At 66.8% G+C, this 23,226-nt stretch carries 20 protein-coding genes and 1 riboswitch; of the genes, 11 read left to right on the forward strand and 9 right to left on the reverse strand.

Annotated elements, in window-relative coordinates:
* Positions 1-49 precede the first annotated feature (49 nt).
* Positions 50-2,326 carry an MMPL family transporter gene (locus AB0L82_RS40410; protein ID WP_364649660.1) on the forward strand — a complete coding sequence of 759 codons (2,277 nt, stop codon included), beginning with the start codon at positions 50-52 and terminating at the stop codon, positions 2,324-2,326.
* On the opposite strand, the gene AB0L82_RS40415 is transcribed toward AB0L82_RS40410, so the two are convergent.
* Positions 2,293-2,991: a TetR/AcrR family transcriptional regulator gene (locus tag AB0L82_RS40415; protein WP_364649662.1), complete on the reverse strand. Its 699-nt coding sequence runs from the start codon at positions 2,989-2,991 to the stop codon at positions 2,293-2,295. The two genes, AB0L82_RS40410 and AB0L82_RS40415, sit on opposite strands and share 34 nt — an antisense overlap.
* 95 nt (positions 2,992-3,086) lie before the next feature.
* On the opposite strand from AB0L82_RS40415, the gene AB0L82_RS40420 reads away from it, so the two are divergent.
* From AB0L82_RS40420 to AB0L82_RS40435, 4 genes are all read left to right on the forward strand, one after another.
* Entirely contained in the window at positions 3,087-4,484 is a 1,398-nt protein-coding gene (locus tag AB0L82_RS40420) for a lipase family protein (protein ID WP_364649665.1), read from the forward strand.
* A gap of 77 nt (positions 4,485-4,561) precedes the next feature.
* Positions 4,562-4,688, forward strand: a riboswitch (TPP riboswitch).
* Positions 4,680-6,347: a phosphomethylpyrimidine synthase ThiC gene (gene thiC, locus AB0L82_RS40425; protein ID WP_364649668.1), complete on the forward strand. Its 1,668-nt coding sequence runs from the start codon at positions 4,680-4,682 to the stop codon at positions 6,345-6,347. It overlaps the preceding riboswitch by 9 nt.
* 182 nt (positions 6,348-6,529) lie before the next feature.
* The gene (locus tag AB0L82_RS40430) at positions 6,530-8,254 is read left to right on the forward strand and encodes a hypothetical protein (protein WP_364649671.1); all 1,725 of its coding nucleotides are present in this window, start codon (positions 6,530-6,532) and stop codon (positions 8,252-8,254) included.
* Positions 8,255-8,266: 12 nt separating this feature from the next.
* Positions 8,267-8,656 (forward strand): hypothetical protein, encoded by a 390-nt coding sequence (locus tag AB0L82_RS40435; RefSeq protein ID WP_364649674.1) that lies wholly within the window; start codon positions 8,267-8,269, stop codon positions 8,654-8,656.
* Here AB0L82_RS40435 and dmpI read toward each other — a convergent pair whose 3' ends face one another.
* The 3 genes from dmpI to AB0L82_RS40450 are packed head-to-tail and all read right to left on the reverse strand — an operon-like array spanning position 8,657 to position 10,556.
* The gene (dmpI, locus tag AB0L82_RS40440; protein WP_364649677.1) at positions 8,657-8,923 is read right to left on the reverse strand and encodes a 4-oxalocrotonate tautomerase DmpI; all 267 of its coding nucleotides are present in this window, start codon (positions 8,921-8,923) and stop codon (positions 8,657-8,659) included.
* A gap of 33 nt (positions 8,924-8,956) precedes the next feature.
* Positions 8,957-9,859 carry a LysR substrate-binding domain-containing protein gene (locus AB0L82_RS40445; protein ID WP_364649680.1) on the reverse strand — a complete coding sequence of 301 codons (903 nt, stop codon included), beginning with the start codon at positions 9,857-9,859 and terminating at the stop codon, positions 8,957-8,959.
* A gap of 46 nt (positions 9,860-9,905) precedes the next feature.
* Positions 9,906-10,556 carry a TetR/AcrR family transcriptional regulator gene (locus AB0L82_RS40450; protein WP_364649683.1) on the reverse strand — a complete coding sequence of 217 codons (651 nt, stop codon included), beginning with the start codon at positions 10,554-10,556 and terminating at the stop codon, positions 9,906-9,908.
* A gap of 87 nt (positions 10,557-10,643) precedes the next feature.
* Here AB0L82_RS40450 and AB0L82_RS40455 point away from each other — a divergent pair, with 87 nt between their 5' ends.
* Together AB0L82_RS40455 and AB0L82_RS40460 are read left to right on the forward strand one after the other, a co-directional pair.
* Entirely contained in the window at positions 10,644-11,780 is a 1,137-nt protein-coding gene (locus tag AB0L82_RS40455) for an epoxide hydrolase (protein ID WP_364649686.1), read from the forward strand.
* A gap of 119 nt (positions 11,781-11,899) precedes the next feature.
* The gene (locus AB0L82_RS40460; protein WP_364649689.1) at positions 11,900-12,523 is read left to right on the forward strand and encodes an SDR family oxidoreductase; all 624 of its coding nucleotides are present in this window, start codon (positions 11,900-11,902) and stop codon (positions 12,521-12,523) included.
* A gap of 3 nt (positions 12,524-12,526) precedes the next feature.
* Here the strand turns inward: AB0L82_RS40460 and AB0L82_RS40465 are convergent, their stop codons facing one another.
* Entirely contained in the window at positions 12,527-13,675 is a 1,149-nt protein-coding gene (locus AB0L82_RS40465) for a GTP-binding protein (protein ID WP_364649692.1), read from the reverse strand.
* 77 nt (positions 13,676-13,752) lie between these two features.
* On the opposite strand from AB0L82_RS40465, the gene thiD reads away from it, so the two are divergent.
* From thiD to AB0L82_RS40485, 4 genes are all read left to right on the forward strand, one after another.
* Positions 13,753-14,604 carry a bifunctional hydroxymethylpyrimidine kinase/phosphomethylpyrimidine kinase gene (gene thiD, locus AB0L82_RS40470; RefSeq protein WP_364649696.1) on the forward strand — a complete coding sequence of 284 codons (852 nt, stop codon included), beginning with the start codon at positions 13,753-13,755 and terminating at the stop codon, positions 14,602-14,604.
* A gap of 63 nt (positions 14,605-14,667) precedes the next feature.
* On the forward strand, positions 14,668-15,909 hold the full coding sequence (locus AB0L82_RS40475; protein WP_364649699.1) for a bifunctional glycosyltransferase family 2/GtrA family protein: 1,242 nt from the start codon (positions 14,668-14,670) through the stop codon (positions 15,907-15,909).
* Positions 15,910-16,038: 129 nt separating this feature from the next.
* Positions 16,039-18,069, forward strand: coding sequence for a glycosyltransferase family 39 protein (locus AB0L82_RS40480; RefSeq protein ID WP_364649702.1), 2,031 nt, complete (start codon positions 16,039-16,041; stop codon positions 18,067-18,069).
* A gap of 385 nt (positions 18,070-18,454) precedes the next feature.
* Positions 18,455-18,607, forward strand: a complete 153-nt coding sequence (locus AB0L82_RS40485; protein WP_364649705.1) for a hypothetical protein — start codon at positions 18,455-18,457, stop codon at positions 18,605-18,607.
* 1 nt (position 18,608) lies between these two features.
* On the opposite strand, the gene AB0L82_RS40490 is transcribed toward AB0L82_RS40485, so the two are convergent.
* The 4 genes from AB0L82_RS40490 to AB0L82_RS40505 are packed head-to-tail and all read right to left on the reverse strand — an operon-like array spanning position 18,609 to position 23,226.
* Positions 18,609-19,223 (reverse strand): TetR/AcrR family transcriptional regulator, encoded by a 615-nt coding sequence (locus tag AB0L82_RS40490; protein WP_364649708.1) that lies wholly within the window; start codon positions 19,221-19,223, stop codon positions 18,609-18,611.
* Positions 19,224-19,229: 6 nt separating this feature from the next.
* A complete protein-coding gene (locus tag AB0L82_RS40495) occupies positions 19,230-20,015 on the reverse strand; it encodes an enoyl-CoA hydratase family protein (RefSeq protein ID WP_364649711.1) in 786 nt (261 codons plus the stop codon).
* Between the two features lie 46 nt (positions 20,016-20,061).
* Positions 20,062-21,225: an acyl-CoA dehydrogenase family protein gene (locus tag AB0L82_RS40500; protein ID WP_364649713.1), complete on the reverse strand. Its 1,164-nt coding sequence runs from the start codon at positions 21,223-21,225 to the stop codon at positions 20,062-20,064.
* A gap of 3 nt (positions 21,226-21,228) precedes the next feature.
* Positions 21,229-23,226, reverse strand: a complete 1,998-nt coding sequence (locus tag AB0L82_RS40505; RefSeq protein ID WP_364649716.1) for a biotin carboxylase N-terminal domain-containing protein — start codon at positions 23,224-23,226, stop codon at positions 21,229-21,231.

Raw genomic sequence — 23,226 nt, forward strand, 5'->3', positions numbered from 1 at the left:
ATCTGGAACGCTACCGTTCCGAGGTCCAGACCTCGGAGGATGTGCGTCAATGTTGACCAGTCTCGCCCGGTTCGCCATGTCCCGGCCCCGCGCCGTCCTGGTGGCCGCCCTGTTGCTGATGATCGTGTGCGGTGGCTTCGGCGCCACCGCCAAATCGCATATGGTCGGCGGCGGCTACCTCACGCCCGAACTGGAATCGGTGCGGGCCAATGACTTCATCGACGAGCACTTCCCGGGCGGCAATCCCAACCTGATCGTCATGGTCACCTCCGACGGCGGCGTGAACAGTCCGGAGTCGCGGCACGAGGCGCAGAGCATCGCCGATGTGCTCGGCCGGGACTCGAATGTGACCGGCGTGCAATCGTATTGGACGAACCTGACCGCGCGCCCGGATCTGGCGACCGCGCTGCGCAGCACCGACGGTAAACGCGGTCTCATCATGGCGACCGTGCTCGGCACCGATAACGAGGTGCAGAACCGGGCGGTGGCGCTGAGCGAGCGGCTGGACGGTGATCGCGACGGCGTGCAGGTGCGGGTCGGCGGTATGGCGGGCACCTTCGCCGATATCAATCATCAGGTCGAGAAGGATCTGATCCTGGCCGAGGCCATCGCGGTGCCGGTCTCCGGAATCCTGCTGGTGCTGGTGTTCGGCAGTGTGATCGCGGCGGCGCTGCCGCTCATGGTGGGCTTCTTCGCGATCGCGGCGACGCTCGGCATTCTGCGGTTGATGACGCTGTTCATGGACGTATCGATCTTCGCGCTCAATATGACCAGCGCGCTGGGATTGGCGCTGGCCATCGATTACAGCCTGTTCATCGTGAGCCGGTACCGCGAGGAACTCGGCAATGGCCTCGAAACCCGGGCCGCGATTCAGCGCGCGGTGCAGACGGCCGGGCGGACCGTGGTGTTCTCCGGGCTGACCGTGGCGCTCGCCCTGGCGGCGCTGGCGGTGTTCCCGCAACCGTTCTTCAAATCGTTCGCCTACGCGGGCGTCGCGGTGGTGGCGGCCGCCGTCGGCGCGGCGGTACTGCTGTTGCCCGCGGCGCTGATCCTGCTGGGCGATCGCGTGAATGCCTGGGATCTGCGCAAACCGCTGCGGCGCGTGCTCGGTCGCGGCGAGCAGACCGCGGTGCGACCGGAGGACAGCGGCTGGTACCGGCTGGTTTCCGGGGTGATGAAGCGTCCGCTGCCGGTCGCGGTGGCGACCACCGCCATTCTGCTGTTGCTCGGAACCCCGTTCCTGTCAGCGCATTTCGGCACCCCGGACGATCGGATGATCGGCACCTTCGCCTCCAGCCGCCAGGTCGGTGACGCGGTGCGCGAGGATTTCAGTGCGAACATGGCCTCGAGCGCGGTGGTGGTACTGCCGGGATTCCACGGCGACACCACCGAAATCCGCGAGTACGCCATGGAATTGGCGGCCGTGCCCGGTGTGCCCGCGGTGCTCTCCAGCGACGGCGTGTACGCCAACGGTGATACCGGCGTGCGCAAGGTGGCGGCGGGCATCGCGCAGATGACCGGACCGGACGGCGCGTACCTGTCCGTCGGCACCAGGGAAGCGCCCTTCACCGAACAGGGCAAAGCCCAACTCCGCGCCCTGCGCGCGATTCCGGCCCCCGGTCCGGTGCTCTTCGGCGGCGCGGCGGCGCTCAACGAGGACACCATGGATTCGGTCATCTCCAGGCTCCCGCTGGCGGCCGGTTTGATCGCGGTGATCACGCTCATCCTGCTGTTCCTGTTCACCGGCAGTGTGGTGCTGCCCGTGAAAGCGCTGCTGCTGAACGTGCTTTCGCTGACGGCGACCTTCGGCGCGATGATCTGGATCTTCCAGAGTGGCCACCTCGCCGGAGTACTCGGCTTCACCCCCACCGGCAGTCTGGACCTGTTCATGCCTATCCTGATGTTCTGCCTGGCCTTCGGCATGTCCATGGACTACGAGGTCTTCCTGCTCTCCCGCATTCGCGAGGAGTGGCTCGCCTCCGATCGCGGCGCCGCCGCCAATACCCGCTCGGTCGCCCTCGGCGTCGCGCGCACCGGCCGAATCTTCACCGCCGCAGCGGGTTTGATGGCGGTCGTGCTGCTCGCGGTCGCCACCTCCGAGGTGACCGCCATGAAGCTGTTCGGCATCGGCCTGGCGCTCGCGGTGATCGCCGACGCCACTGTCATCCGCGGGCTGCTCGCCCCGGCGCTCATGCGTCTGATGAGCACCGGCAACTGGTGGGCCCCGAAACCGCTCGCGGCGCTGCACAAGCGGATCGGGCTCGAAGAGGAACCCGCGGAACACATTCCCGCTCAGTCGGTTTCGGCTCCGGTACTGGTCGACTGAGCCATCCGGCCGGTGTGCACGACGGCGATGAATCGGGTCAGATCCTCGGTGAGGGTCTCCACCGAATCCTGATTCCCGCCGTCATCGTGGTGGTGCAGCCAATCCGCCACGAGTTCGAACATGCCGCCGATGGTGGCCAGGCAGAGCGCCAGACCCTGCCGCTCGGTAAGCGAATCACCCTGGGGCCATTGCTGATTCAGGAAGGCCGCACCCCAGCGCCGGTTGCTTCGGCGCTGCGCCTCGACCGCGGGTGAGATGCCGCCCGCCTCACCGAAGGTCACCTTGGCCAGGCGCGGGTCGTCGGCGATGGCGTGCACGAAAGCCGCGACGAGGGCGCGCATGCGCGCATCCCAGTCCCGCCCGGCGGTTTCGGCGGCCGCCGTGGCGACCCGTTGCTGGATCTGTTCGGTGATCTGGGTCAGCAGCGCGGTGTAGCAGGCTTCCTTGCTTTCGAAGTGGTCGTAGAAGCCCTTGGTGCCGACGAATGCCGCCTGGCAGATCTGTTCAATGGAGGTGCCCGAATAGCTTTGCCTGGCAAAGAGTTCGGTGGCGGCGGCGAGCAACTGGCGGCGGCGCTGGGCGCTGCGCTCGTCCGCGTCGAGGCCGCGGATCCGGCGTCGCGCGGGGGTTCGGTCCGGCGCCGCGGCTGGTTTGCTGCGGGTCATGCCCACACGATAGCCGTCAGTGTTTCAGAAAGGCATCTTGTTGGTAACTCGGCATCGTGTTGTAATCGTCGTCACGTCGATGAAAGGGAATGGACGTGGCTATCAATGGGGATCGCCGAACGAGGGGGTGGCGGCGCTGGACCGCCGCCGCGCTCGCGACGGCAATGACGGCATCGGTCGCGGTACTGCTGGGCAGCGCGGCGGCTGGAACCGCTGCGGCACAACCGCAACCGGTGAATATCGACTCGTTCTACAGTGCGCCGGACGGATTCGAGGCGGCCGATCCGGGCAGTATTCTGCGCTCACGCCCGGTGCAGTTGGCGGTGCTCACCGTACTGCCGGTGCACATTCGAGCCTGGCAGCTGCTGTATCGCACCACCGATCTGTTCGGGCAGCCTGCCGTCGCGGCGACCACGGTGGCAATTCCTGAGGGGGCCAACACTTCTCACGGCCGCCCGCTGGTTTCGCATCAGTTCTTCTACGACAGCACCTCGCCGAATTGCGCGCCGTCGTACATCCTGCAGCAGGGCGGCGGGCTGCCCGCGCTGGAGGGCATTCACTCCACCGCCGAGTACCTCGAGCTGGCGGCATCCATCAGCCAGGGCTATGCCATCAATATCCCCGACTACGAAGGGCTTCACAGCCATCTCGCGGTCGCCAAGGAACCGGGATACATGATCCTGGACAGCGTGCGCGCGGCCGAGGCGTTCGAGCCCCTCGGCCTGGACGGCGCGAATACCCCTGTCGCACTGTGGGGTTACTCCGGCGGCGGAATGGGCAGCGGCTGGGCCGCGGAGATGCAGCCGACCTACGCGCCCGAGTTGAATATCAAGGGCATCGCCATGGGCGCACCCGTCTCCGACGTGGAATCGCTTCTGCACGTGAATGGTTCGATGTTCGCGAGTTTGATCGGCGTCGGCATCGCGTCACTGCGCAACGCCTATCCGAAGTTCGCCGAGGCCACCGAGCGCTATCTGACGCCGGAGGGCAGGGCGGTCATGGATCGCACCGCCGACCAGTGCCTGGTGCGCAATGTGCTGAATCTGATGTTCACCGACTATCAGCGGCTGCTGACCATCCCGATCGCCGATTTCCTGGCACTGCCCGAGGTCAAGGAGGTCTTCGATTCGACCGTGCTGGGTGAGCATCCGCCCACCGCACCGACCATGGTCTATCAGGGCGTCTACGACGAAGCCGTGCCCTGGTACACCAATGACCGCCTGGTGCGGCGCTGGTGCGACGGCGGCACCTCGGTCTACTACAAGCGCGATCACCTCAGCGAGCACCTCACCCTCACCACGCTCGGCATGGCCGATGCCTTCAACTGGATCAAGTCCCGGTTCGTCCCGGGCGCACCCGATCCGGTGGGCTGCCGCACCGAGAACGTGGTCACCATGCTCGCGAATCTGGACGCCCTCGCCACCCAGACCGAGATCAGCCTGAATGCCACGTTCGGGGCGCTCGGTTGGCCGATCGGACCACAGGAACGCTGATCGAGCGGTCCAGGACTGTGTGAATCCACGCCTCACGCGCTCCGGCTACCCGGTAAGGTCGGCGGCGGTAATCAACCATTTTTGCCAACGGGGGCTCGCACCAGCGGGCTGAGAGGACGGCTAGCCCTATCGGGCGGAGCAGGGCCGTCGACCGTATGAACCTGACCGGGTAATGCCGGCGTAGGGAGGATTCACATGTCATCGAGTTCTGTCGTGTCCAAGGGCGGATCCGCCCCGGTCGACACCGTGACAACCGGCCCCATCCAGGGCAGCGTCAAACACTACGAGCAGGTGGAGGCCGACGGCACGACGCTGCGGATTCCGGTGCGGCGCATCAACCTCACCAATGGCGAGAAGTTCGACGTGTACGACACCTCGGGGCCGTACACCGACGACAACGCCGTCATCGATCTGGAGGCGGGGCTACCCAAGCTGCGCGACTCCTGGACCAAACCCGATGTGCCCGGACCGCGTACGCAGCTGGCGTGGGCGCGGCAGGGGATCATCACCCCGGAGATGCGCTTCATCGCCGCCCGCGAGGGCGTCGATGTGGAGTTGGTGCTGGCGGAGGTCGCCGCCGGGCGCGCGGTGATTCCGGCCAATCACAATCACCCCGAGGCCGAGCCGATGATCATCGGCAAGAAGTTCGCGGTGAAGATCAACGCGAACATCGGCAATTCGGCGGTCAGCTCCTCCATCGCCGATGAGGTGGAGAAGATGGTGTGGGCGACCCGGTGGGGCGCGGACACCATCATGGATCTGTCCACCGGTAAGAACATTCACGAGACCCGCGAATGGATTCTGCGGAATTCGCCGGTTCCGGTCGGCACCGTGCCGCTGTATCAGGCACTGGAGAAGGTGAACGGCGATCCCACCAAGCTCACCTGGGAGCTGTACCGCGACACCATTATCGAGCAGGCCGAGCAGGGCGTGGACTATATGACCGTGCACGCGGGCGTACTGCTGCGCTATGTGCCGCTCACCGCCAAGCGCGTCACCGGCATCGTCTCGCGCGGCGGGTCCATCATGGCGGCGTGGTGCCTGGCCCATCATCAGGAATCGTTCCTGTACACCAACTTCCGCGAACTCTGCGAAATCCTGGCGAAGTACGACATCACGTTCTCACTCGGTGACGGCCTGCGCCCCGGATCCATCGCGGATGCCAATGACGAGGCGCAGTTCGCCGAATTGCGCACTCTCGGCGAACTCACCACCATCGCGAAATCCTATGGCGTGCAGGTGATGATCGAGGGTCCCGGTCACGTGCCGATGCACAAGATCGTGGAGAACGTACGGCTCGAGGAGGAGCTGTGCGAGGAGGCTCCGTTCTACACCCTCGGACCGCTGGCCACCGATATCGCGCCCGCGTACGACCACATCACCTCGGCGATCGGCGCCGCCATCATCGCGCAGGCGGGGACCGCGATGCTGTGTTACGTCACGCCGAAGGAACACCTGGGTCTGCCCAATCGCGATGACGTGAAGGTCGGCGTCATCACCTACAAGATCGCCGCGCACGCCGCCGATCTGTCCAAGCAGCATCCGCGCGCGCAGGAACGCGATGACGCGCTGTCCAAGGCGCGCTTCGAATTCCGCTGGCACGATCAGTTCGCGCTGTCGCTGGATCCGGACACCGCGCGCGAATATCACGATGAGACCCTGCCCGCGGAGCCCGCCAAGACCGCGCACTTCTGTTCCATGTGCGGTCCCAAGTTCTGCTCCATGCGCATTTCCGCCGATGTGCGCGAATACGCGGAGAAGCAGGGGCTGACCGATGTCGCCGCCATCGAGGCGGGGATGGCGGAGAAGTCGGCGGAATTCGCGACGGCCGGCAATCAGGTGTATCTGCCCGTCGTTTCCTGATTCGGCCCGGATTCGAATCGGTGCGGGCGGCTGCCGCCCGCACCGGTTTTCCGGAAACAGCGCAGCTCGCGAATGACCTTGCTACCGTCGATATGCAAACGCACCACGGTAGGGGGACTGGTTGTGGGCGAACGCTTTTCGCATTTCCCGGTAAACGGACATAACGCCGCGGCAGGTCGACTATGACCCGCCGGGCCGCCACTGCCACCGACGAGGCCACGCGGTATCTCGCCTCGGCGGTACACCTCGATGACCGGCTCGCCGACGATCTCATCGACGAGCACATCAGCGAACCGCTGCGCGCGGTACCGCCGACCACCGGGCTGCGCTCGGAATTGGTCCTGCGGGAGGCGCTCACCGCGCGGGTGCGGCGGGTCGTCACCAATGCCGTTCTGCTGCTGCTACTCATCGTGCTCGCCGTCCTCGCGCCACCGGTGGCGGCGCTATGGCTGGCCTCGGCGCTGGCCTGGAAACTCGCGGCGGCCGCGGTGACCCTGCTCGCCTGGAAGACGCTCGGCGACGATCGCGGCCGGGTGCCGCGCTGGGTGCACTGGTGGCTGACATACCTGCTGTGGGGCATCGCCTTCGTGGTGGTGGGTATCGCCGTGCTCGGGCCCAGCCTGCTGGCGAGCGGCGGCTCCGATACCGCACTGTCCTCGGACAGCGTCGGCGTCGCCACCGATGACGCCGTCTTCGCGGCGGTAATCCTGGTGCAGCTCATACTGTTCGGCACCCTGCTGACCCAGGCGCTGCTGCGCCGCATGGTGCTGGACAACCATTTCCGATTCGGCGTCTTCGATCCGGACGCGACACCGCGCCCGGCGGTGCAGCGCGCCTGCGGGGCGTTCACCGATCGGCTGCGACGCTACGGTGAGGCCGATGCCCGCGCCACATCGTTCGGCCCGGCCGAATTGGTGGTGTATCGCGGCTACGATCCGTTCGTGGGCAGCGGGATTCACCTGCCCAGATGGTCGTGGTCCATCACCTTGGAGCTGTATCCGGCGGACCGGTCCGCCGCCAACGGCACCGTGCCCGAAGTGCCCACGTTCGCGCCCATCGCGCTACAGGATTACGTCACCGCCGATCTGATGGCGCTGCGGCAGACGCCCACGCTGACGCCGGGCTGGCGTTTCGAGGATCTGCACATCGCGCACTGGGCGGTGCTGTCCTCGGATTTCCTGCTGCACTATCCGGCCGCCGAACCGCTGCGGCGGCAGCTGCTCGAACATACGAATCCGCAACTGAGCCTCACGGATTGGGCGACATTGGCGGACAGTTCACCGGAATGGCTGCGCTACTACCGCTGCTTCCGGGTGGAGGGCTGGGAACGGCAATTGGGCGTCTCCGGATTCCTGCACGTCGGTTATCAACAGCGCACCCTGTATCTGGAATGGCAGACCTACGCGCTACCGCCGATCGATCCGGCGCATCGCGCGGTGGACACCATTCGCCCGCTGCTGCTGCCCGAACTGTGGCAGGCGCTGTGCGAATTCGCACTGCTGCCGCTCACCGTGCCGGGGCGAATCGCCATGCTGTGGCGCTGGTTTCGGGATATGACCGGAATGGGACGCGGGAATTGGCGCACCCCGGGTGAGGCGGCGTTCGCGTTCGGCACCGATCGCAATGTGCGCGAGGCCGGGGCCGGAACCGAATACACGCATTTCTTCGAAGCCACCGATGTGGAGCGGTATCACCGCATCATGCAGAGCCGCATCTTCGACGCGGTGCAGCGCTTTCTCGGCGAAAAGGGTATCGCCACAGGAGGATTCGAATCCGCGGTGGTGCAGATCAATAATTCGACCCATGTCAGCGGCGGCACGTTCGTCGGCAGCGCGGTCGGCGGACAGCAGCACACCGTGGGGGTCGGCAGCGCCGTCGTCGGCACTCCCGCGCCCGCACACACCTAGAAGGAGCAGTCGATGCCGGACAATCTCGCGGGCGGAACGAATGTCTCGGGCGGAACCTTCATCGGTTCCCCGGTCGGCGGGGCCGGCCACACCAGCGCCATCCAGGGGCCGGTGACGGTCGGTATCGGAACCGATTCCGAACAGCTGGTCACGCTACTGGCGCAATTGCGGTCCGAACTGGACCGCTTGCGCGCCCGGCTGCCCGCCACCGGGGGCCCGGACGCACATCCCGATGAGGTGGCCGAACTCATCGAGGAGCTCGACCGGCCCGAGCCGAATGTGGCTCGGGCCGCGAGCAAATGGGAGCGCCTGATGCGGCGCATCCCGGCTTCGCTGCGCAGCGTCGACGGCATTTCGCGCATCGTGACGCTGTTCGGTCAGGTACAGGAGCTGACCAGCTGACTACTTGTCGGCGGTGAGGGTGCCCCCGATGGCCCAGCTGTCGGTGGGCACCTCCTGAATCCACACCTGGACGGCCTCGGCCGGAATCTGCAGCGCGTCCACGAAGGCATCGGTGACGCGACGCACCAGATCGCGCTTGAGTTCGACGGTGCGGGGACCCTGTTGAATGGTGACGATGGGCATGACTGTTCTCCTCGATACGCGATGGTGAATTCGATTGGCCGCCTCCGGTTTTCCGGATCTTCCGGCGGCCTGAGAACAGTTCACCGCAGTGCGGGCGCCCGGCCAATGGCCATTGCGTTAGCGCTGCGATAAGTGATCCTTATCGTGAATCAGCTCGACGAGCAGGTTCAACTGCGGCGAGACCGCGTCCGCCCGCACCGCGAGTCCGATGGGCAGGCTCATCCCCGGCTCGGCGAAGGGCCGGAATGCCACGCGCGAGTTGTGCACAAGTCGCGCGTTGGACGCGTAAATCACTGTCCACATGGGGATTCCGGTGCCGACCGCCGCGAGCGTGTCCTGCAAATTTCCCGCGGCCGGTGCGGGCGTCGGCTCGAAACCCGCACGCTGACAAGCGGATAGCACCAGATCCACGAGCGCGGGATGGTTCCGCCGCTCGGTCATCCGCAATGGCAAGGCGGCCAGATCGGCGATCCGCACCGCCTCCCGTTCGGCCAGCGCATGCCTGGCGGGCAACGCCACCACCAGCGGATCCTCCCAGGCGGGCAGGAAATCCAGCTCCGGACTCTCCCCCGGTGCGGGCGACCGCACGAACGCCACATCCAGTCGCCCGTCCGCGACCTGCCGCATCCGCTCCTGCACCGGCACCGCGACCAACTCCACCCGCACCTGCGGCGCGCGCTCGGCGAATCCGTCCAGCACCGCGTCGAGCCGCTCCCCCAGCCCGCTCACCGTCCCGATCCGGAAAACCGTCGCCCGCTCCCCCGCCAACTCCGCCACCGAGGCCCGCGCCTGATCGGCCGCCGCCAGCACCGCCCGCGCCTCCGGCAGAAACCTGATTCCCGCCTCGGTCAGACTGACCTTGCGCGGAGACCGTTCCAGCAGTTGAACTTTCAGCTCCCGCTCCAACCGCTGCACCTGCTGGCTGACGGCGGGCTGCGCGATATGCAACCGCTCCGCCGCCCGCCCGAAATGCAGTTCCTCCGCCACGGTCACGAAGTACCGCAGTTGCCGCAACTCCATACCGGACCCTTCCGATCGCCGTCCGAACCGCCGCGACCTTACCGATTCAGCGGCTGTTCGGACGCCAGCGGTGGGCGAATTCGCCGGGGGCGGGTGGGGGGCCGGGGAGGGGGCCGGAGGCGGCGAGGCCGTCTATGAGGAGGGCGAGGATGCGGCGGCGGAGTTGGGCGGTGCGGGTGGGGTCGGGGAGGGTGATGGCGGCGCAGGATTCCAGGATGAGGCCGAGGTCGGCGGTGGTGATATCGGGGCGGAGGCGGCCGGATTCGCGGGCGCGGCGCAGGATTTCGTCATTGAGTTCGCCCGAGCGCATGACCGCGGGCAGGATGGAATCGTCGGGGGTGAAGGTGCCCGCGAGATGTGTTGTCAGCGAATGCACGTCGGCGTCGACCACGCGCTCGAGGAAACCGACGAGTCCCTGCCAGCCATCCGAATCCTCCAGGGCCGCTTCGGCTTCCACGTTGTAGCGGTTCAGCCCGGCATAGCAGAGGGTGCGGAGCAGATCCTCCTTGCCGGGGTAGCGGCGGTAGAGGGCGCTGATGCCGACCCCGGCGCGTTCGGCGACGGCCGCGATGGGGGCCTTGGGATCGGCGAGGAAGACATCGCGGGCGGCGGCGAGGATGAGTTCGTCATTGCGGGCGGCCTGCGCCTTGCGGCCCGGCAGGGCGCGCTGAGCTGGGGCTTCGACTGACTTCGGCATGATTTCAGAATAGCACTTGAACGGAATGATCCCTTCCGCTATGGTAGGCAACAGAACGAAACATTCCGTTCCACCAAGGAGAGAATGATGAACGCCATCCGCCCCTTCCGCATCGACGTCCCGCAGGCCCAGCTCGACGATCTGGCCGACCGGCTGCACCGGGCGCTGTGGCCCAACGAGCTGCCCGGCGTCGCCGACGCGTACGGCGTGCCCAACGGCCGCGTCCGCGATCTCGCGGAGTACTGGGCCGGAACCTTCGACTGGCGGGCGCTGGAGGCGAAGCTGAACGCGTACCCGCAGTTCACCACCGAGATCGAGGGCGAGGACATTCACTTCCTGCACATTCGCTCCGAGCGCGAAGATGCCACCCCGGTCATCCTGACGCACGGCTGGCCGGGCTCGATCCTGGAATACCTGGATGTCATCGCCCCGCTCACCGCACCGGAATCGGCCGAGGATCCGGCCTTCCACCTGGTGATCCCGTCGCTGCCCGGTTTCGGTTTCTCCGGTCCGACCCGCAGCACCGGCTGGAGCCGCTACCGCACCGCCCGCGCCTGGGTCGAGCTGATGGATCGCCTCGGCTACCAGCGCTACGGCGCCATCGGCAATGACGGCGGTTCCATGGTCGCTCCCGAAATGGGCCGCATCGCCCCCGACCGGGTGCTGGGAGTGCATGTGACGCAGCTGTTCTCGTTCCCGTCCGGCGATCCGGCCGAGATGGCGGACCTGTCCGAGGAGGACATGGCCGGCCTGGCGCATCTGCAGTGGTTCTACGAGAACAAGATGTCGTTCAACAACCTGCACAGCCAGCAGCCGCAGACCATCGCCTTCGCGCTGGCGGATTCCCCGACCGGTCTGCTGGCCTGGAACGCACAGCTTTTCGGTGAGTCACTGGATTACGACTTCGTCATCGGAAACGTGGCCATCTACTGGCTGACCGGCACCTCCGGTTCGGCGCTGCGCTTCTACTACGAGGACGCGCACAGCGAGCAGCCGACCGAACCGACCACCGTCCCGACCGGTTTGGCCATGTTCAAGGGTGATTTCCAGTCCATCCGGCGGTTCGCCGAGCGCGATCACAAGAACATCGTGAGCTGGAACGCCTACGACGTCACCTCGGTGCATTCGACCAGCGCGAACGACGCGGCCGGACATTACGCCGCGCACGAGGCCCCCGAGGTGCTGGTCGCCGATATCCGGCAGTTCTTCGCCCGGCTGAGCTGATCCGATATCCCGCGTGGAGCCTCTCGCATGTCGGCGAGAGGCTCGACGATGGTTCCGGCGCACGCCCGTTGATGTACTGAATTCACCTTCAAGACAACGAATTACACGAGGTGAACACAATGCGAATCGCACTCTTCGGAGCCACCGGAACCATCGGCCGTCAGGTCGTCACCCAGGCCCTCGCGGCCGGTCACGAGGTCACCGCACTGACCCGCGACGCCACTAATATGCCCGTCACCCACGAGCGTTTGCACGTGGTGGTCGGTGATGTGCTCGATCCGGCCGCGGTCGAACAGGTCGTACTCGGCCAGGAGGCGGTCATCGTCGCCCTGGGCGCGGGCCGCAAGGGCGTGGTGCGCGCCGAGGGCACCCGCACCATCATCGAGGCCATGCAGCGCACGGGGGTGAAACGGCTCATCTGCCAGTCCACCCTGGGCGTCGGTGACAGCAAGGGCAATCTGAACTTCCTCTGGAAGTACGTCTTCTTCGGCATGCTGCTGCGGCAGGCGTTCGCCGATCACGTCCGGCAGGAACAGTATGTGCGGGCGAGCAATCTGGACTGGATCATCGTGCGGCCCAGCGCCTTCACCGACGGACCGGCCACCGGCGCCTACCGGCGCGGGTTCGGACCTTCGGAACCCGGTCTGTCCCTGAAGATCTCGCGCGCCGATATCGCGGCGTTCCTGCTCGAACAGCTGACCGACGACACCTACGTGCGCCGCACGCCCGGCATCTCCAATTGAGAATCAGGCGTGCTCATGCGCCTCGCCCCAGTGCGGGAAGGGATCCGGGAACGACAGCCACGCCTGTCGCCCGGATTCCATCTCCGCATCGGTGAGCAGGGCCGAATACAGCAGGTCCCGCACATGCGGACGATCGAGCTTGATGCCGATGAAGACGATCTCCTGTCCCGGCTGCATATCCAGGGATGTCCAGTACGCGCCCGCCTCGAAGGTCAGATTCGGGCCCGCCTGCGACCAGATGGCGGCCAGATCCGGGCGGCTCGCCAGCCAGAAGAAACCCTTGCTGCGCAACAGTCTCTGCAACTGCGCCAGCGCCGCCTCGAGGCGTTCGGGATGGAAGGGGCGATCGGCGGTGAAGGTGATGCTGCTGATCCCGTATTCCTCGGTCTCGGGGGTGTGCCCGCCCGCGAGTTCCTCATCCCAGCCGTCGAATTGGGCGGCCAGATCCGGATTGTAGCGTCCGGTGCCGAGCACCTCGGCGAGATCGACCACACCGTGCGCCGAATGCACAAGGCGCGCAGTGGGATTGAGCCGCTTGAGCGTGGCCTCCACCGTGCCTACGGCTTTCGCGCTCACCAGATCGGTTTTGTTGAGCACCAGCACATTCGCGAACTCCACCTGATCCACCAGCAGATCGGCGATGGTGCGCGCGTCCCCCTCGCCCGCCTGCATATCGCGATCGGCGAGCGCCTGACCCTTCACCACCTCGGCGAGGAACGTGGAGGCGTCGACCACGGTCACCATGGTGTCGAGCCGGGCGACATCACCGAGCTTGAAACCGTCCTCGAATTCCCATTCGAAGGTGGCCGCCACCGGCATGGGCTCGGAGATGCCCGTGGATTCGATGACGAGCTGATCGAATCGCCCCTCCCGCGCCAGCTTGCCCACCGATTCGATGAGGTCCTCGCGCAGCGTGCAGCAGATGCATCCGTTGGTGAGCTCGACCAGTTTCTCCTCGGTCCGATCGAGGTGCCCCTGCCCCGCGACCAGCGCCGCGTCGATATTCACCTCGCTCATGTCATTGACGATCACCGCCACCCGGCGGCCGTCCCGATTGGCGAGGATGTGGTTGAGCAGGGTCGTCTTGCCCGCGCCGAGGAACCCGGACAGCACGGTCACGGGCAGCTGGGCGGGGCGCTGAGCTGAAGTCATACGTAAATGATAATCGTTTTCAATAATGCCGGAAGGGTCGGGTCCCGCACGCGGCGCGGAGATCGTAGGGTCGTCTCGTGAAGTTCCTGCCGCTGGCCCCTAACGGGCAGACCCCCGTCCGCGCGCTCACCATCGCGGGCACCGACTCCGGCGGCGGTGCCGGAATTCAGGCCGACTCGCGCACCATGGCGATGTGCGGCGTGCACGCCTGTGTGGCCGTGGCCGCGGTGACCGTGCAGAACACGGTGGGGGTCAGCGGTTTTCACGAGATTCCGCCGGAGATCGTGGCGGGGCAGGTGCGAACCGTGGTCAGCGATATCGGGATCGGGGCCGCCAAGACCGGGATGCTGGCCTCCACCGGGATCATCGAGGCCGTCGCCGCGGTGTGCGCGGAGGTCGGGATCGGGCGGGACGGGCATATTCCGCTGGTGGTGGATCCGGTGGCGGCGTCCATGCACGGTGATCCGCTGCTGCACGCCTCGGCGCTGGATGCGCTGCGGGACACGCTGATTCCACTGGCCACCGTGATCACGCCGAATCTGGACGAGGTGCGGCTGCTCACCGGGATCGAGGTGGTGGACGATCTCACCGCGCACAAGGCCGCGGAGGCGCTGCACGCGCTCGGGCCGAAATGGGCCATCGTCAAGGGCGGGCATCTGCGCACCTCCTCGGTCAGCACCGATCTGCTGTTCGACGGGGAGACCTTCCACGAGCTGACCGCGCCGCGCATCGCCACCGGCAATGACCACGGCGGCGGGGACACCCTCGCGGCGGCCATGGCCAGTGCTTTCGCACACGGCTATTCGGTGCCGGACGCGTTCACCTTCGCCAAGGAGTGGACGCGACGGTGTTTGGAGGCGTCGTACGACCTGGGCGCGGGGCATGGGCCCGTGTCGCCGCTGTGGCGACTGCACGAAGGTCCTCGATAGCTCCCAGGAACCTCCCAGCTCCGCCGCAGGGGCGGCCCAGCGTACCGGACGACCGTGGTGATCATGTCCGACACCGTGACCGCCGTCCGGGCGGCGGAACCAGCCGAGTCCGTGACCACGCCCGTTATCGACGTGGTCGTACCCGTCTACAACGAAGAACGCGATCTCGGTCCGTGCGTGCGGCGCCTGCACGCCTTCCTCAATGACAATTTCCCCTTCACGGCGCGAATCACCATCGCCGACAACGCATCCACCGATGCCACCCTGCAGGTGGCGGAGTATCTCGCCGAGGAACTCGACGGGGTGCGGGTGGTGCATCTGGATCGCAAGGGCCGCGGTCGCGCACTGCGCGAGGTGTGGCAGGGGTCGGACGCTCAGGTCGTCGCGTACATGGACGTCGACCTGTCCACGGATTTGAACGCGCTGCTGCCACTGGTCGCGCCGCTGGTGTCCGGACATTCGGATCTGGCCATCGGCACCCGGCTCGCCTCCTCCTCACGGGTGGTGCGCGGACCCAAGCGGGAGATCATCTCGCGCTGCTACAACCTGATCCTGCGCACCTCGCTGCAGGCCAAGTTCTCCGACGCGCAATGCGGATTCAAGGCCATGCGCAGCCAGGTGGCGCGCATGGTGCTGCCGCTGGTGGAGGACGGCGAATGGTTCTTCGACACCGAACTGCTGGTGCTGGCCGAACGCATCGGACTGCGCATTCACGAGGTGCCGGTGGACTGGATCGACGATCCGGACAGCCGCGTCGATATCGTCGACACCGCGCGCAAGGATCTGCGGGGCATCTGGCGGGTCGGGCGGGCGCTCGGGTCGGGGCGGCTGCCCATCAATGAACTGCGCGCCGCCATCGGACGCGAACCGCTGGTGGAAGGCGTACCGCTGGGCATGGTCGGACAGCTGGTGCGATTCGGCATCGTCGGCGTGGGATCGACCCTCGCGTATCTGCTGCTTTACGTTGTGCTGCAATCGATTACCGGCGCACAGGTGGCGAACTTCTTGGCGCTGCTGATCACCGCCGTCGGAAATACCGCCGCCAATCGCGCCTTCACCTTCGGTGTGCGCGGATCGTCGCAGGCGGTGTCGCATCAGTTGCAGGGCCTGTTCATCTTCGGGATCGGGCTCGCGCTCACCAGCGGATCGCTTTTCGCACTGCATCATTGGGCCCCGGATTCGGCCGTGCACGTGGAGCTATTGGTGCTGGTGGTCGCCAATCTGATCGCCACCCTGATCCGCTTCGTCGGGCTGCGCTGGGTGTTCCGCAAAGCGGGAGCGCATGATTCGGCGGGCAGCCGGTGACGGCGGCCGACGAACGGGCCGCGAAGGTCGCGACGGTGACTCCGCCGCGATATGGCCATGGGCAGTTGGACCGCTGGCTGCACTCACCCACAGTCACTCTCACCAACCGCACGACGGAGGAGGTGCATGATGACCGCGACATTGACTGAGCGACAGGTGGTTCCGCCGCCCGAGCGGGATACCGTCTCGAAGCCGCGCTGGGAGTATCCCGCGGTGGCGGCGCTGCTCGTCGGCACCGCGATCGCGTATCTGTGGAATCTGTCGGTGAACGGCTGGGCGAATTCGTTCTATGCCGCTGCCGTACAGGCGGGTTCGGTGTCGTGGAAGGCGTTCTTCTTCGGCTCCTCCGACGCCGCCAACTCCATCACGGTGGACAAGACGCCGTTGTCGCTGTGGCCCATGGAGATCTCGGTGCGAGTCTTCGGCCTGCACAGCTGGAGCATGCTGCTGCCGCAGGCGCTGATCGGCGTGGCCTCGGTGGCGCTGCTGTGGGCCACGGTGCGGCGGGTGTTCGGCGCGCACGCCGGACTGCTGGCCGGGCTCGCGCTGGCGGTGACTCCCGTTGCGGCGCTGATGTTCCGGTTCAACAATCCGGACGCGCTGCTGGTGCTGCTCATGATCGCGGCGACCTGGGCCATGACCCGCGCGGTCGAGGACGGGCGCTGGCGCTGGCTGCTGTACACCGGCTTGTTCATCGGCCTGGGCTTCCTCACCAAGCAGTTGCAGGTGCTGCTGGTGGTGCCCGCGCTCGCGCTGACCTATCTCGTCGCCGGACCGCCCAAGCTCGGCAAGCGCATCGCGCAGCTGTTCGCGGCGGGCGCGGCCATGATCGCGGGCGCGGCCTGGTGGGTGCTCATCGCCGAATTCTGGCCGGTCGACGATCGGCCGTACTTCGGTGGCTCACAGCACAATTCGATTCTCGAACTGACCTTCGGTTACAACGGCCTGGGCCGGTTGAACGGCGATGAGACCGGCAGCGTCGGCCCGGGCGGCGAACTGCCCGCCGGCGGCAACGGCATGTGGGGTACGACGGGCATCACCCGGATGTTCGAACCGCAGCAGGGCGGGCAGATCGCCTGGCTCATCCCGGCCGCACTCGTACTACTGGTAGCCGCACTTGTATTGTGCGGCAGGGCGGCTCGCACCGATCAGCGACGCGCCGGGCTCATGCTGTGGGGCGGCTGGCTGCTGGCGACCGGACTGGTCTTCAGCTTCATGAAGGGCATTTTCCACCAGTACTACACCATCGCCCTGGCTCCGGCGGTGGCCGCATTGGTCGGCATCGGCGCGGTGATGCTGTGGCAGGAACGCGAAAAGCGCTGGGTGCGTGTGGCATTGGCGCTCGCCTTGGGCATCACCATCGCCACGGCGTGGATGCTGCTGTCCCGCAGCAGCTCCTTCCAGCCCTGGCTGCGCTGGACCGTGGCGGCGGTAGGCGTCGTGGTCACCCTGGCGCTGCTGGTTCGGCTGCCCCGCAAGGTGGAAATCGCGGCCGCGAGTGCCGCGGTGCTCATCGGCCTGGCCGGGCCGATCGCCTACACGGTCGACACCCTCGGCACCGGCCACGAGGGGCCGATCCCCAGCGCGGGCCCGAATGTGCGCGGCGGCTTCGGTTTCGGCGGCGGCGGACGGCACGGCGGAGGCGACGGGCCCTGGCAGAACGGCGGCACGGCACCCGACCGGAACGGCGGCATGCGCGGCCAGAACGGCACCGCACCGGGCCGGAACGGCGGTATGCCAGGTGGCGAAATGGGCGGTGGCGCGGGCAATTTCATGATGGCGAGTAACCCGAGTGCGAAGGTCACCGCGCTGCTGTCCGCCAATGGCGATCAGTACACCTGGGTGGCGGCGGCCATCGGCTCGAACAGCGCCGCGGGTTTCCAGCTCGCCACGCAGCTGCCGGTCATGCCGGTGGGCGGGTTCAACGGCAGTGATCCGTCGCCGACGCTGGAGCAGTTCCAGCGGTACGTGACCGATGGGGATATCCACTACTTCATCGGCGGCGGCGGTATAGGTGACGGCGGTGAGGGCCGGATGGGCGGTTCGAACCGTTCGGGCTCACACAGTTCCGAGATCACCGAATGGGTGCAGGAGCATTACACGGCGCAGGAGGTGGACGGGGTGACCCTCTACGACCTGACCGCACCGAAGCCCGCCTAGCCCCGCATACGAAAGAGCCCGTTCCGCGCGATTGCGGGACGGGCTCTTTCGTTTGCTACGCCTGCTCAGGCGAGGCACTGCGCCTGGATCAGGCGAGGCCCCACGCGTGCAGCAGGTAGGTGATGTTCGACGCGATGCTGGTGACAACGTTCGCGAGATTCAGTGCGGCAGAGCCGAGATCGATGATGGGCACAACAATGTCCTTCGCGGATCGGGTTCAATTCAACCCTCGACGCTAGGCTCCCGGACAAGCGTCCAGCAATGATGCAGTTCACGTATTTCCGCTGATCAGCCGCGATGTCGCCCACTCGAAAACAATATTGTGACCCGCACCACTCCCCTACCCTGAAATCGGCACCCGGCAATCCGATCCAGGGACTGTCATATGAACGATCCACTCCCCCTCAGCGATGAACGCCGCGAAGCCTTCTGGCGGCGAGCCGGCTGGACACCCGAGCTCCCCGACCCCGAACGCGAGCGCATCGAACACCGCTGGGATGACGAATCGATCGATATCGCAGAGGTTTTCGGCTGGTAGCTCAGCGCGGCGCGTGCAGCGCGATATGCAGCGTGGCGGCCCACTGCTGCACGATCTCCTTGCGGCGCAACGAGTCGTCGGTGAGGATATCGGCCAGTCCGAGGCCGCGCGCCAGATCCAGCGTGGCCTGAACCAGATGGTGCGCAACGGGATCGGAGTCGTCCACGCCCAGCGCCTCCACCGCCATGCGATGCGAGACCCGGCCGAAGCGCGCCTCCATCGGCACGATGAGCTCGCGCAGCGCCGGATCGGCGGCGGCATGCGTCCACACCTGGAGCGCGGCCTTGAAGAACGTGGTGGTGTAGCCCTCCACCAGCGCGGTCACCACGGCCTCGGTGCGGCCCTGACCCTCGGCCACCTCACCGATGGCCTGGGCGTCGGCGAGCGATTGCGCCATGCGGGTGTCGAACATGTAGTCCAGCGCGGCGGTGATCAGATCCTCGCGGGTGGGGAAGTGATGCTGTGCCGCGCCGCGGGACACCCCGGCGCGTTCCGCCACCACGGCGACCGTCGCCGCCGCCCAGCCGGTCTCGGCCAGGCAGTCGATGGTCGCCTCCAGCAGCCGCTGCCGGGTGGCCCGGCTGCGGTCCTGCTTGGGTTCGTGGGGTGTAGCCATGAGTAGTTATTCTGCCCAGCTCGGCGGGCGACGCTGAAAGAAGGCCGTCATGCCCTCGATCACATCGGGGGTGCCGAAGAAGCTGCCGGACCGCTCGGCCAGGGCCTGCGCGGAGCGGTCGACCTCGGCCAGGATGGCGGCGGTGGCGAGTTTCTTACTCTCCGCCAGACCCTGCGGGGAACCCTTGCGCAGCTCGCCGACCAGGCGTTTCACCTCGGCATCCGGATCATCGGCGGCAATGCTGATCAGGCCGGTGCGCTCGGCTTCGGCGGCGTCGAAGGTCTCCCCGGTCTGGAAGTAGCGGGCCGCCGCGCGCGAGGTCAGGCGCGGCAGCAGGGTCAGCGAAATCACGAACGGCGCGAGCCCGAGCCGGGCCTCGGTGAGGGCGAAACTGCTGCCGCGACCCGCGACCGCGATATCGCACGCACCCACGATGCCCATACCGCCCGCGCGCACATTGCCGTCGATCTGCGCGATGACGGGCTTGGGCAATTCCAGGATGTCGCGCAGCACCCGCACCATCCAGCCGGTGCGAATACCGGCGGCGGCCGCCGGATCGGCGTCCAGCGCTTCCTTGAGATCCGCTCCGGCACAGAAGGTATTGCCGGTGTGGGTGAGCACCACCCCGCGCACCGCGGTGTCCGCGGCGGCCTGTTCCAGGCCCGCGAGCAGCTCCGTCACCAGTTTCGAGGACAGGGCGTTGCGATTGTGCGGGGAGTCCAGGGTCAGGACGGCGAATCCGTCCCGCACCTCGTAGCGCACGTACGGCGCGTCGGGGGTGGCGTCACTCATCGAATTTCCTTACGGGTCAAGAGAAGACGGCTCAGTCGGATACGGCTCAGTAGGACCGGGGCAGGCCGAGCGAGTGCTGTGCGACGAAGTTCAGGATCATCTCGCGGCTGACCGGGGCGACGCGCGCGATGCGCGAGGCCGCCAGCATGCCCGCCAGCCCCACATCGGAGGTGAGGCCGGAACCGCCGTGCGTCTGGATCGCCTGATCCAGCGCCTTGATACTGGCTTCCGCCGCAGCGTATTTCGCCATATTGGCGGCCTCGGCGGCACCGAAGTCATCGCCCGAGTCGTACAGGAACGCGGCCTTCTGCATCATGACCTTGGCCAGTTCCAGTTCGATCTTCACCTGTGCCAGCGGATGCGAAATGCCCTGGTGCGCACCGATCGGCACACCCTTCCACACCGCGCGCTCCTTGGCGTAGGTCACCGCGCGATCGATGGCGTAGCGGCCCATGCCGATCGCCATGGCCGCACCCATGATGCGTTCCGGGTTCAGGCCCGCGAACAGCTGCGCGATGGCGGCGTCCTCTTGGCCGACCAGGGCGGTGGCGGGCAGGCGCACATCATCGAGGAACAGCGTGAACTGGTTGTCCGGTTCGATGATGTCCATCTCCTGCTTCGTCTTCACGAAGCCGGGGGCATCGGTCGGGACGATGAACAGGGCGGGCTGGAGGTTGCCGGTCTTGGCGTTCTCGGTGCGCGCCACGATGAGCACGGCCTCGGCCTGATCGACACCGGAGATATAGACCTTGCGACCGCTCAGGATCCAGTCCTCGCCGTCCTTGCGGGCGGTGGTGGTGATCTTGTGCGAATTCGAGCCCGCATCGGGTTCGGTGATACCGAAGACCATCTTGCCGGTGCCGTCGGCCAGCTTGGTCAGCCAGTACTGCTTCTGCGCGTCGGTGCCGTACTTGGTGATGATGGTGCCGCAGATGGCCGGGGAGACCACCATGAGCAGCAGTCCGCAGCCCTGTGCGGCGAGCTCCTCCTGCACCAGCGCCAGCTCGTAGATGCCCGCGCCGCCACCGCCGTACTCCTCCGGCAGGTTCACGCCGAGGAAGCCGAGTTTGCCCGCCTCATCCCACAATTCGTCGAACGGCTCACCCTTGCGGGCCTTGGGTCCGGCGTAATCGCGGAAGTTGTATTTGGCGGCCAGCTTGGCCACGGCCTCGCGCAGGGCCTTCTGCTCATCGGTTTCGATGAAGCTCATCGTCTACTCCTGGTTTTCGCTGTCATCGGACTGGACCACGGCGAGCAGGGCGCCCACTTCGACCTGCTGACCGACCGTCACATTGAGTTCGGTGAGCACACCCGCGGCGGGCGCGGCGATGGTGTGCTCCATCTTCATCGCCTCCAGCCACAGAATGGGCTGGCCCTTCTCGACCCGGCTGCCCAGCTCCGCGCCGAGGCGGATGACCGCGCCCGGCATGGGAGCGAGCAGTGAACCCTCGGCCACCTGATCGGCCGGATCCTCGAAACGCGGCAGGCGGCGCACCGACACCGGGCCGAGCGGGGAATCCACCGCCACCAGATCGCCGTAGCGGGCGATCTCGAAGCGGCGGCGCACGGCACCGCGCTCACCGGGCACCAGCAGAATCACCAGATCCGGTGTGGCCTCCACCAATTCGAGGCCCGAATGGCCCTCGACATCGAGACCGGCGCGTGTGATGCGGTAGCGCACCTCATGCTTACCGCTCACGCGACTCTCGTAGGACTTGGACTGCGGTTGCGACGGCAGATTGCGCCAGCCGCTCGGCACACCGAAACCGACCTTGGCGTTCCTGCGGTTCGCGGCCGAATCCGCCAGTGCCGCAGCGACAATGGAGAGCTGCTCGGATTCCTCGGACACCAGCGGCGCGGACAACTTGTCCAGGCCGTGCGTGGCGAAGAAGGCGGTATCGGTGTCACCGGCCAGGAAGGCCGGATGCCGCAGCACCCGCACCAGCAGATCGCGATTGGTCACCAGACCGTGAATCTTGGCGCGCTGCAAGGCCGAAGCCAGGATGTGCGCGGCCTCGTCACGGGTCTCGGCGAACGAGATGACCTTGGACAGCATGGGGTCGTAATGCACGCCCACCACGGAACCGTCCACCACACCGGTGTCCAGGCGCACGCCCGGTTCGGTCAGCACGGTGAATTCGCCCGTGGTACCCGGGATGTCGAGCTTGTGCACCGGACCGCTCTGCGGCTGCCAATCGTGCGCCGGATCCTCGGCGTACAGGCGCACCTCGATGGAGTGCCCGCGCATGCCCGGCTGCGTCGCGGGCAGCGGGCGACCGGCGGCGACCTGCAATTGCAGGCGCACCAGATCCAGGCCGGTGACCTGCTCGGTGACCGGATGTTCCACCTGGAGACGGGTATTCATCTCCAGGAAGAAGAAATCGCCCTTCTCGTCGGCCAGGAATTCGACGGTGCCCGCACCCTCGTAGCCGATGGCCTCGGTGGCGAGCTTGGCGGCCTCGAACAGGCGCGCGCGCATCCCGTCGATCTTCTCGACCAGCGGGGACGGGGCTTCTTCGACGACCTTCTGATGGCGGCGCTGGATCGAGCACTCGCGCTCGCCCACCGCCCACACCGTGCCCTGGGTGTCGGCCATGACCTGCACCTCGATATGGCGGCCGGTTTCCAGGTAGCGCTCACAGAACACGGTCGGATCGCCGAACGCCGATTCCGCCTCGCGCCGTGCGCCTGCCAGCTGTTCGGTGAGGTCGGCGAGATCGCGCACCACGCGCATACCGCGACCGCCGCCACCCGAGGACGCCTTGATGAGCACCGGCAGCATATCCGCGGTGACCTCGGCCGGATCGAGCTCGGCCAGGACCGGGACACCGGCGGCGTCCATCATCTTCTTGGACTCGACCTTGGAGCCCATCTGCTCGATGGCGGCGACCGGCGGGCCGATCCAGGTCAGACCGGCTTCCAGTACGGCACGCGCGAATTCGGCGTTCTCGGAGAGGAATCCGTACCCGGGGTGGATGGCGTCCGCACCGGCGGCCAGCGCGGCCTCGATGATCAGTTCGCCGCGCAGGTAGGTCTCACCCGGGGTGTTGCCGGGCAGTCGAATGGCCGAATCCGCTTCCGCCACATGCGGTGCGGCGGCGTCGGCGTCGGAATACACGGCGGTGGTGGCGATTCCCATGCGACGGCACGTGGCGAATACGCGCCGTGCGATCTCACCGCGGTTCGCGACCAAGACGTTCGTAATGTCCAT

It is taken from the genome of Nocardia sp. NPDC052001, from assembly GCF_040680615.1.
GTDB lineage: Bacteria > Actinomycetota > Actinomycetes > Mycobacteriales > Mycobacteriaceae > Nocardia.